Below are 9,498 nucleotides of genomic sequence, written 5' to 3' on the forward strand. Positions count from 1 at the left end.
GGCAGTTATGACCGAGACCGCCACCGCCGAGCAGGTGCGGGCCGCGCTCGCCGAACACGCCGATCCCGCCGACGCGGTGCATCTGCAACGGTTCTTCAAGACCGGTCCGGGCCAGTACGGCGAAGGTGACGTCTTCATCGGCGTCCGGGTTCCCGCCACCCGCGCCGTCGCCAAACGCTTTGCCGCACTGCCACTCACCGAGATCGGCGCGCTGCTGGACAGCCCGGTGCACGAGGAACGGCTTGCCGCCCTGGTCATCTTGAACAACCGGTTCGCGAAGGCGTCGAAGCCGCGCACCTTCGACGAGGCCGCCCGCGCGGAGATGGTGCGCTTCTACCTGGACGCGGTGCGACGCGGGCGGGTGAACAACTGGGACCTGGTCGACGTCTCGGCCGAGCGCATCGTCGGTCCGTGGCTGCTGGACAAGCCGCGCGATCTGCTGTTCGAGCTGGCCGGCTCGGAATCGCTGTGGGAGCGCCGGGTGGCCCTGCTGTCCACCTTCGCCTTCATCAAGGCCGGTGACGCCTCCACCACGTTCGCGGTCGGCGAGCGGCTACTCGCCGACCGGCACGACCTGATCCAGAAGGCGCTCGGCTGGATGCTGCGCGAGGTCGGCAAGCGCGTCGATCGTGAACTCCTCACCGACTTCCTGGACCGGCACGCGGCGCGGATGGGGCGTACCGCACTGAGTTACGCCACCGAGCATCTGGACCCGGAGAGCCGGGCCCGCTACCGCGCGATGCGGTAGCGGGGCGCTCAGAACTGGATCTTCAGGTGGTCGGTGACCGGCCGGGCCTGGCAGCCGAGGATGTAGCCGTTCTCGATGTCCTCGGGGTCGAGGATCTCGGAGTTCTCCATTTCGACCTTGCCTTCGAGGACGGTGCAGGCGCAGGAGCCGCATTCGCCTTCCTGGCAGGAGTAGGGGACGTCGAGGCCCTTGGACAGCATGATGTCGACCAGGGTCTGCTTGCGCGGCCAGCGCAGTTCGTGCACCTCGCCGTCGAGTTCGACCTCGACGGTGGCGGCGTCGGCGGCCTCTTCGTCGCTGACCTCGACCGGCGCCTGATCGGCGAACGGGTCACCGGCCAGTGAGTTGAAGATCTCGGCGTGGGTGCGGTTGCGCGGGACGTCGAGCTGGGCCAGCGCATCGTGCACGCGGTCCATGAACGGGCGCGGGCCGCACATGAAGGCGCGGTAGCCGGTGTACGGGCGCACCAACCCGGCGAGCGCGTCGGCGGTGGGCAGGCCCTGTAGCGGTTCCAGCCAATGGATGACGGTGAGCCGCTGCGGCTCCTTGTCGGCGAGTTCGCGCAGTTCGCCGGCGAAGATCACCGATTCCGGGTCGCGGTTGGCGTAGACGAGCACGATCTTGCCGTTGCCGCGGGCCAGCGCCGACTTCAGGATCGACATGACCGGGGTGATGCCGCTACCGGCACCGAACAGCAGCAGATCCTCGTCGAGGTCCTTCGGGGTGAACACACCCGACGGCGGCAGCACCTCGATCTCGGAGCCGGGGGTGATGTTGTCGCAGAGCCAGTTGGAGCCGTAGCCGCCCTCGGTGCGCTTGACGGTGACCTTGGGCTTGTCGTCGGTGTAGGGCGAGCTGGCCAGCGAGTAGCAGCGTGCGACCGAACCGGTCAGGTCGCTGGGGATGCGCAGGGTCAGGAACTGGCCCGGCTGGTACCGGAAGCGTTCGCGCAGCTCTTCGGGCACGTCGAAGACCAGCGAGCAGGTATCGGCGGTCTCGGCGATGACCGCGGCTACCCGCAGCACGACCGATCGTGAGCCGTGTGGAACTTCGACGGTGGTCATGGCGTCCTCTCGAACGTGGCGCGGCCGATCCGGTACCGGACGGCAAAACTAGAACGTGTTTCAGTTTTATCGTACGTCGGGATCGGGCTGCTGGACAAGCTGGGCTTCCAGCCCGGCGATCAGCACGCCCATGCCGAAGTCGTACGAATATTTGCCGCGCAGGTCGGGCATGTATTTGGTGGCGCGGGCCACCGCATCGGGCAACGTGACATCGGTCAGCACCGACCGGTCACGCGGGTTCACCCGGCTGCGACCGAACAGGAAGGTGTGGATGGTCGCGTAGGCGGCCAGCACGTTGCGATCGCTGAATCCCGCGTCGAACAGGATCTCCATCACCGCGGCGATGATGTCGAGCTGCTTGCCGAGCATCTGCTCGATCAGCACATCGCCGAGGCCGGGGTGCTTGCGTAGTTTCTCATCGATCTGGTCGATGAGTTCACGCAGGCGCTGCTGCCACGGGCCCGACTCCGGCGGCGGTTTGCGCACCCCGGCCAGGGCGGCGGTGGCCACCAGGTCGAGCAGCTCCCGTTTATCGGCCACGTAGTAGTACGGGGCCATCGGGGAAACGCCCAGTTCGCGCGATAGCCGGCGCATCGATAGCTTGTCCACGCCGTCGGCGCGGACCACCCTCAGTGCGGCCTCGACGATCTCTGATTCGGAGAGGGTATTACCGCCCCCGCTGGCCTGCGTTCGCCCGACTCCCATGCCACCTCTACCACCGCGGGCGTCTCGGCCCGTCACGTCCTGTTCAGCTGCTTGCCACCGGAAAGTTTAGAGGGCTCGGTGCGGGCGGCGTCGGTTCGTCGGCCGAAACGGCTTCTTTTTGTCAGTTCATGACGTTATGGTGTGTGAGCGCGGCTACACCTGTGGCCGCGACCACAGTGCCAACAGAGTGGAGGTAGCCATGCCGGACAAGGGGCTCAACGGACCCGCCGACACCGACAACCGCGGCCCGATCGCGACGGTCGCGCAGCGCTCGGCCGAGGACACGCCGCTGGTGGAGGAATCGCTCATCGAAGAGGTCTCCATCGACGGCATGTGCGGCGTCTACTGAGCTGAGAGGAGCGGTGACCATGCTCGATCTCGATACGCGCTGGCAACTGCATCCGCGGGTTGCCCTGCGGCCGGAACCGTTCGGCGCGTTGCTGTATCACTTCGGCACGCGGAAGCTGTCGTTTCTGAAGAACCCGAGGATCGTCGAGATCGTGCGGTCACTGCCCGCGCAGCCGTCGGTGCGCACGGCCATGCGAGCCGCGGGCATCGACGACGGCGCCGCCGCACCGTATGTGAAAGCGCTGGCGCAGCTGGCCGATTCGCAGATGATCGTCGGCGCCCCCGAATCGGCGCCGCTGGCCGCGCCGCCGGAGCCGATGACGTTCGCGGCCACCGACGACCGCGCCGTGCGGCTGGTGGACCGCTTCGAATCCGGCCTGGCCGCACCGATCTGCCTGACCTGGGAACTCACCTACGCGTGCAATCTGTCCTGCGTGCACTGCCTGTCGTCGTCGGGGCGGCGCGATCCGCGCGAGCTGAGCACCGAACAGTGCAAGGCGTTGATCGACGAGTTCCAGCGCATGCAGATCTTCTACGTCAATATCGGCGGCGGCGAACCGACTGTGCGCCCGGACTTCTGGGAACTGGTCGATTACGCCACCGCGCACCAGGTGGGAGTCAAGTTCTCCACCAACGGTGTCCGGATCACGCCGGAGGTCGCGGCGCGGCTGGCCGCCAGTGACTATGTGGACGTGCAGATCTCGCTCGACGGCGCCGACGCCGCCGTCAACGACGCGGTGCGCGGCCCCGGTTCCTACGACATGGCCATCCGGGCGCTGGAAAACCTTGCCGCGGCCGGGTTCAAGGACGCCAAGCTGTCGGTGGTGGCGACCAGGCACAATATCGCCCAGCTCGATCAGTTCCGGGAGATCGCCGACCGCTACGGCGCCACCTTGCGGCTGACGCGGCTGCGGCCGTCCGGGCGCGGCGCCGATGTGTGGGACGAACTGCATCCGCTGCCCGAACAGCAGCGCGAACTCTACGAGTGGCTGCTGCGCAACGGCGACGGTGTGCTCACCGGCGACTCGTTCTTCCATCTGTCGGCCTTCGGTGAGGCGCTGCCGGGGTTGAACATGTGCGGGGCCGGCCGGGTGGTGTGCCTGGTCGATCCGGTGGGTGACGTCTACGCCTGCCCGTTCGCCATCCACGATCGCTTCCACGCCGGAAACGTCGTCGCCGACGGCGGTTTCGCGACCGTGTGGAACGAGTCCGAGTTGTTCGGGCAGCTGCGCGAACCCACCGGCGGCGGCGCCTGCTCCTCGTGCGCGCACTACGACGCGTGCCGGGGCGGCTGCATGGCGGCGAAGTTCTTCACCGGTCTGCCCGCCGACGGGCCGGACCCTGAGTGCGTGCAGGGCTACGGCGAGGCGGCCCTCGCCGACGCCGGCCGGGTGGTGCCGCGGTCGTCGGTGGACCATTCCCGGCGCAGTGCCCCACGGCGTTCGGGTGGACGTGAATCCGGGCCGGTGCCGCTCACCTTGACCACGCCGCCGCGGCGGCCGTCGCGGGCCTGTGACGAAAGCCCGCTGGGGTAGGCGCGGCGTTAGCCGGAACCGGTGCGCGGGCCTCTCGGGCTCGCGCACCGACCGCGCGGTACGCGATTGCCATTCGGTTGCCGTCGAAGCGAAGACTCGCCCAGTAATCCTTCAGCAACGCAGATCCTGTCGGTTACCGGGCCTACCACGCGAAATACTCCGGAACTGGTTGCGTGTTTCGCGACTGTTGATGTCAGCCGAGCGAACTCCGTCTAACATGCCAGGAATGCGCCATGATCGCCTTCCCGACGGATTCGGGGTGCGGATCGATCCACGGGTACGCGCATACTCCGGGGGACGCATCCTGATCGGAGGAACACCCGCGAGGTTGCTGCGCCTTGCCCCGGAAGCCGCCGAAATGATCGGCGACGGGTACCTCGAGGTCAACGGCCCGAAGTCCGCCGTCGTTGCCAGGCGGCTGCTCGATTCCGGCGTGGCCAACCCGCGGCCGCGGCTGCTGCCCTCGCCCGACGACGTCACCATCATCGTGCCGCTGCACAACAACGCCGAGGGTCTGGTGCGGTTGTTGGCGGCGCTGCGCGGGCACAACGTGATCGTCGTCGACGACGGCTCGGACCGGCCGGTCCGGGTGCCGCCGGTGGCCGATGGCCGCTGCCAGGTCAGCGTGCTTCGCCATGAGCGCGCGCTCGGCCCGGCGGCCGCGCGCAATGCCGGATTGCGGGCGGCGACAACCGAGTTCGTGGCGTTCCTCGACTCCGATGTGGTGCCGCGCAGCGGCTGGCTCGAGGTCATGCTCGGGCATTTCAGCGATCCGGAGGTCGCGCTGGTGGCGCCGCGGATCGTCGCGCTGGATCCGGAGTCCAACGCGCTGGCGCGCTACGAGCACACCCGGTCTTCGCTGGATCTGGGCAGGCGTGAATCGGCCGTGCAGTCGCGCGGGATGGTCTCGTATGTGCCGAGCGCGGCGCTGCTGGTGCGGCGCGGGGCGCTGCTGGCCGAGGGCGGGTTCGACGAGTCGATGCACGTCGCCGAGGACGTCGACCTGTGCTGGCGGCTGGAGCGGGCGGGCTGGCGGTTGCGCTACGAGCCCGCCGCGCATGTCGCCCACGATCATCGGGTGTCCTTCCGCGCCTGGTTCAACCGGAAGATGTTCTACGGCACCGGCGCCGCGCCGCTGGGCGCCAGGCACGCGGGCATGGTGTCGCCGCTGTCGGTGCCGTCGTGGACCATGCTGGCGGCGGTGCTGTTCGGCACGCTGACCCGCTGGGGATTCGTCGGCGGCGTGCTCACCCTGGTGGCCGCGCTGGGCCGATTGCGCCGCGTCTTCGGCGAACTCGACAATCCCACCCGGATCGCCTCGATCTATCTGGCCCGCGGCTTCTTCGCCGGACTGTGGCGCCTGGCCTCGGCGATGTGCAGGCACTATTGGCCGGTCACCGTGCTGGCCATGGTGGCCTCCCGGCGGATCCGGCGCATCGCGGTGACGATGGCGCTGGCCGACGGCCTGGCCGACTGGTTCACCCACCGCGACGCGGGCGGGCTCGATCCCTTGCGCTACATCGCCTTCCGCCGCATCGACGACATCGCCTACGGCACCGGCCTGTGGCTGGGCGCGTGGCGGGCCCGCAGTATCGAAGCGCTCAAGCCCACCGCACCGCCGCGCTGAGTGTCGATGGATCCGGATGGCTGACACGCTGATCGTCGGCGGTGGCAGCGCGGGTTGTGTGCTCGCCGCCCGGCTGAGCGCCGACCCGGATCATCGAGTGCGACTGCTGGAAGCCGGGCCGATGTGGAGCTCGCCCGGCGACTTCCCGTCAGGCCTGCGCGACGGCACCGAACTGCCCCTCGACGACGAGGAGCTGCTGTGGCGCTACCCGATCCAGTTGACCGCGACGACTACCGCCACTACCGTGCGCGGGCGGGTGATCGGCGGGTCGGGGTCGATCAACGGCTGCTACTTCGTGCGCGCGCCCGCCGCCGATTTCGCCGCGTGGAGCCGCGAGATCGGCACCGGCGGATGGACTTATGGTGAGCTGCTGGAACCGTTGCGCCGCCTCGAACACGATCACGACTTCGGCGAGCGGCCCGGTCACGGCGACGCCGGGCCCATCCCGGTGCGCCGCCCGGCCACCGGCACCCCGCTGAGCGAAGCGTTCGTGGCGGCGGCTGCGGCGACCGGGTTCAGCGAGATACCGGACCTGAACGCGCCCGACGCTGCGGACAAGGGATTCGGCGCGGTGCCGGCCAATATCGACCGGCGCGCCGGGACGACGTTGCGCGTCGGCAGCGCACAGGCTTACCTGCTGCCCGCGCTCACCCGGCCGAACCTCACCGTGTCGGCCGGCACCACCGCGCTCCGGATCCGGTTCCGGGGGACCAAGGCGGTCGGGGTGGAATGCCTGCGCGCGGGGGTCGCCGAATTCATCGCGGCGGATCGGATCGTGCTGTGCGCGGGCGCGATCGAATCGGCCGCGCTGCTGCTGCGTTCTGGCATCGGTGACCCGGACCGTCTGCGTGCGCTCGGCATTCCGGTGGTGCAGGCCTTGCCGGTGGGCGACTGGTGCACCGACCATCCCGAGATCGGAATCGACTACCGGCACGACGCGCCACACCGTCGTGGCCCGGTGCTCGAATATGTGCTCGAGCTCGGCGATATCGAAATCCGGCCGTACACGATGGCTTTCACACCGGGGGTCAGGCAGTTCGCGCTCGCGTTGATGCGCCCGCACGGGTCAGGGGAGCTGCGGCTACGGTCGGCCGATCCGGCGGACCCGCCGTGGATCGACCAGCGCTACCTGGAACAGCGCCTGGATCGGGACCGGCTCCGCGAGGCCGTGCGGTTGTCGGCGGAGATCATGGACGCGATGGGGGCGGTCCCCGAGGAGCCGATACCCACGGTCGTCTCCGATGAATGGCTGACCGCGCATCTGGCCACCTCACAACACCTGTCCGGCACCTGCCGCATGGGCTCGCCCGACGATCCCCGCGCGGTGGTGGACGGGCGCTGCCGGGTGCACGGCGTGGACGGTCTCGCGGTGGCCGACCTGTCCATCGTCCCGGTGCCGCTGGGCCGTGGCCCGCAGGCGACCGCGGTGCTGATCGGGGAGCGAGCCGCCGAACTGCTCGCCGGCTGACCCGGCCGCCGTGATGCCGCGTGGCTCACACTCACGGGGCGGGCGTGACGTGTGTGACCTGCCGGACAAACCTGATCATCCGCCGATGGTTGCCGGTACCCGCCGGTACAGTTTGTCGTAGGTGAAAGGCAAATGGTCAGCAATCTTGCGGGTGGTCGCCCCTCGCGGCATGGAGTAGAACCTGGCACGCAGCTCGGTGCACTGGAAGCCTATGCCGCTCAGGCGCATGGTTATCTCGGTGCCGGTGGCGAGCGGCTGTCCCGGCTCGCCGGTCTGTTGCGGCCCGCGGTGCTCGAATCGTGGTTGCGCAGTGTTCGCGGTGGCATCGATCCGATGGACGTCGTCGACGGTCGCGGGCTGCGCGGCGCCGACCTCCAGCGCTACCGCGACGCCCATCCGATGGCCGCCCTGATGCCGTTGATCGACAAGCTGCTCGTCGAGGACGCCGCCCGGACCGGGTTGATCGTCGTGGTCGCCGACCAGTTCGGGCGGGTGCTGTCGGTGCACGGCGACGCCGAGCGGATCAGCGCCGCCGCCGAGATCGGGTTGCGCGCGGGCGACGACCTGAGCGAGCGCCGCATCGGCACCAACGCCGTCGGCATGGTGGTGCGCACCGGGCGTGCCGCCTGGATCCACGGCCCGGAACACTTCCTGCACCGCATGCATCAGCTCACCGGTGCCGCCGCCCCCGTGCACGATCCGGATGGCCGGCTGGTCGGCGTGCTGATGATCGCCGGGGGAGTGCGGGTGGCCCGGCCCGAGATCCTTGCCCTGGTGAAGGCGGCGGCCACGGCTGCGGAGATGGATCTACTGCTGACCGCCATGCGGGCGGATCGACACGCTCCCGCCGTCCGGGAACGGGAGCGGCCGCCGGACCGGGGCAGGCTCGGTCTGGATGTCCTCGGCCTGGGCCAGCCGCAGCTGAGCATCGCCGGGAAGCGGGTGCCGCTCTCGCAACGTCACGCCGAGATCCTGCTGCTGCTCACCGAGCACCCCGAAGGGCTCGGCGCGGATCATCTGGCCCTGCTGCTCGACGACACCGATCTGGACAACGGCACCATCCGCGCCGCCATGTCCCGGCTGCGCACGGTGGTCGGGCCCGAGGTGTTCGGTTCCCGGCCGTACCGGCTGAAGGTGCCGGTGGCCACCGATATCGACTTCCTGCGCGCCGCCCTCGACTCCGGTGACGTGGACGCTGCGCTGCGGTTGTACGCGGGCCCGGTGCTGCCGCGCTCGAACGCGCCCGGCATCGTGGATCTGCGCGATGAGCTGCGGGTTCGGTTGCGGACCTCGGTGCTGGATTCGCGCGATCCTGCCGCGCTGCGGCGCTGGACCGCCACCGCCGAGGGGCGCGACGACGCCGCCGCGTGGGTCGCCTACCGCTCGACCGTCGACCGCGATTCGCCGCTGTTCGCCCAGATCGAGGCCAAGATCCGGGTGCTCGATCGGCGCCTGGGCGCGGATGCAACGCAGATGCAACGTTTCGGCTCATAGTCTGCCCATCTGAAAGTGCGATAGCTCACATGCGCGGGGCGCAGCTGATCGCGGGTAGAAAGCTGCCCCGAGCCGGTCGCACCGGGGGTCATCTGGACGCTTGTCCGATATTTTTAGAGCAATTAGTTCCTTTTTATTTCGACCTGGCCTAGTGTTCGCAATACGTGGATGACATCCATGTGACGTAGCTGACATCCCGCCGTTATCGAATCCGTGGCGGCAGTGAAGTTGGAGGAAAGATCACTAGCTAGGCACTTCGTCCCCGTTCCGGGCACCGCGACCCTCCAGGCGCAGGCTCCGGACGGCACGGCGGCGGCCCACGGTCGCCGATTCCAGTTCACGCACATCTGTCGAATACGCGCGACCGCCCAGACGAGCGACGCGTGTAATTCGCCCACACCTCATGCGGTAGCCGCCAGCGCCCGGGACTCCGACCCGCCGCGCAGGCTTATTCGTGCTGCCCAAAAGCATTCGGCCAGCCGTTAATTCGCCATTTCGAGGAGGCTCTG

Annotated in this window: 8 protein-coding genes and 1 pseudogene; 7 read left to right on the plus strand and 2 right to left on the minus strand. The window is 68.9% G+C overall.

Translation table 11 applies throughout. The features are described 5' to 3' along the window. The first annotated feature begins 7 nt into the window (after positions 1-7). Positions 8-748, plus strand: a complete 741-nt coding sequence (locus tag FEK34_RS21750; RefSeq protein ID WP_138450423.1) for a DNA alkylation repair protein — start codon at positions 8-10, stop codon at positions 746-748. Between the two features lie 8 nt (positions 749-756). Here the strand turns inward: FEK34_RS21750 and FEK34_RS21755 are convergent, their stop codons facing one another. Together FEK34_RS21755 and mftR2 are read right to left on the minus strand one after the other, a co-directional pair. Next, positions 757-1,812, minus strand: coding sequence for a ferredoxin--NADP reductase (locus FEK34_RS21755; RefSeq protein WP_138450424.1), 1,056 nt, complete (start codon positions 1,810-1,812; stop codon positions 757-759). A 66-nt stretch (positions 1,813-1,878) separates the two neighbouring features. Beyond that, positions 1,879-2,517, minus strand: a complete 639-nt coding sequence (gene mftR2 / locus FEK34_RS21760; RefSeq protein ID WP_138450426.1) for a mycofactocin system transcriptional regulator MftR2 — start codon at positions 2,515-2,517, stop codon at positions 1,879-1,881. Positions 2,518-2,767: 250 nt separating this feature from the next. Here mftR2 and mftA point away from each other — a divergent pair, with 250 nt between their 5' ends. The 6 genes and pseudogenes from mftA to FEK34_RS21785 all read left to right on the plus strand — a co-directional run bounded on the left by mftA (position 2,768) and on the right by FEK34_RS21785 (position 8,989). Further along, positions 2,768-2,866 carry a mycofactocin precursor MftA gene (gene mftA / locus FEK34_RS21765; protein WP_212748804.1) on the plus strand — a complete coding sequence of 33 codons (99 nt, stop codon included), beginning with the start codon at positions 2,768-2,770 and terminating at the stop codon, positions 2,864-2,866. Between the two features lie 19 nt (positions 2,867-2,885). Further along, a pseudogene (mftB, locus tag FEK34_RS31395) lies at positions 2,886-3,080 on the plus strand (mycofactocin biosynthesis chaperone MftB); the annotation flags it as partial. A gap of 102 nt (positions 3,081-3,182) precedes the next feature. After that, complete coding sequence (mftC, locus tag FEK34_RS21770) at positions 3,183-4,400, plus strand: mycofactocin radical SAM maturase (protein WP_432760977.1); 1,218 nt, start codon at positions 3,183-3,185, stop codon at positions 4,398-4,400. A gap of 226 nt (positions 4,401-4,626) precedes the next feature. After that, positions 4,627-6,027 carry a mycofactocin biosynthesis glycosyltransferase MftF gene (gene mftF, locus FEK34_RS21775; RefSeq protein ID WP_138450432.1) on the plus strand — a complete coding sequence of 467 codons (1,401 nt, stop codon included), beginning with the start codon at positions 4,627-4,629 and terminating at the stop codon, positions 6,025-6,027. Positions 6,028-6,043: 16 nt separating this feature from the next. Beyond that, complete coding sequence (mftG, locus tag FEK34_RS21780; RefSeq protein ID WP_138450434.1) at positions 6,044-7,495, plus strand: mycofactocin dehydrogenase MftG; 1,452 nt, start codon at positions 6,044-6,046, stop codon at positions 7,493-7,495. Between the two features lie 132 nt (positions 7,496-7,627). Then, positions 7,628-8,989 (plus strand): GAF domain-containing protein, encoded by a 1,362-nt coding sequence (locus tag FEK34_RS21785; protein ID WP_171048327.1) that lies wholly within the window; start codon positions 7,628-7,630, stop codon positions 8,987-8,989. The last annotated feature ends 509 nt before the right edge of the window (positions 8,990-9,498 follow it).

The organism is Nocardia cyriacigeorgica (assembly GCF_005863245.1).
In the GTDB taxonomy this organism is placed as follows: Bacteria; Actinomycetota; Actinomycetes; order Mycobacteriales; family Mycobacteriaceae; genus Nocardia; species Nocardia cyriacigeorgica_C.

Bases quoted from the DNA above. Each gene is read 5' to 3' on its own strand.
- mftR2 (WP_138450426.1), bottom strand. From the start codon at position 2,517: ATGGGAGTCGGGCGAACGCAGGCCAGCGGGGGCGGTAATACCCTCTCC.
- FEK34_RS21785 (WP_171048327.1), top strand. From the start codon at position 7,628: ATGGTCAGCAATCTTGCGGGTGGTCGCCCCTCGCGGCATGGAGTAGAA.
- mftC (WP_432760977.1), top strand. From the start codon at position 3,183: ATGACGTTCGCGGCCACCGACGACCGCGCCGTGCGGCTGGTGGACCGC.
- mftF (WP_138450432.1), top strand. From the start codon at position 4,627: ATGCGCCATGATCGCCTTCCCGACGGATTCGGGGTGCGGATCGATCCA.
- FEK34_RS21750 (WP_138450423.1), top strand. From the start codon at position 8: ATGACCGAGACCGCCACCGCCGAGCAGGTGCGGGCCGCGCTCGCCGAA.
- FEK34_RS21755 (WP_138450424.1), bottom strand. From the start codon at position 1,812: ATGACCACCGTCGAAGTTCCACACGGCTCACGATCGGTCGTGCTGCGG.
- mftG (WP_138450434.1), top strand. From the start codon at position 6,044: ATGGCTGACACGCTGATCGTCGGCGGTGGCAGCGCGGGTTGTGTGCTC.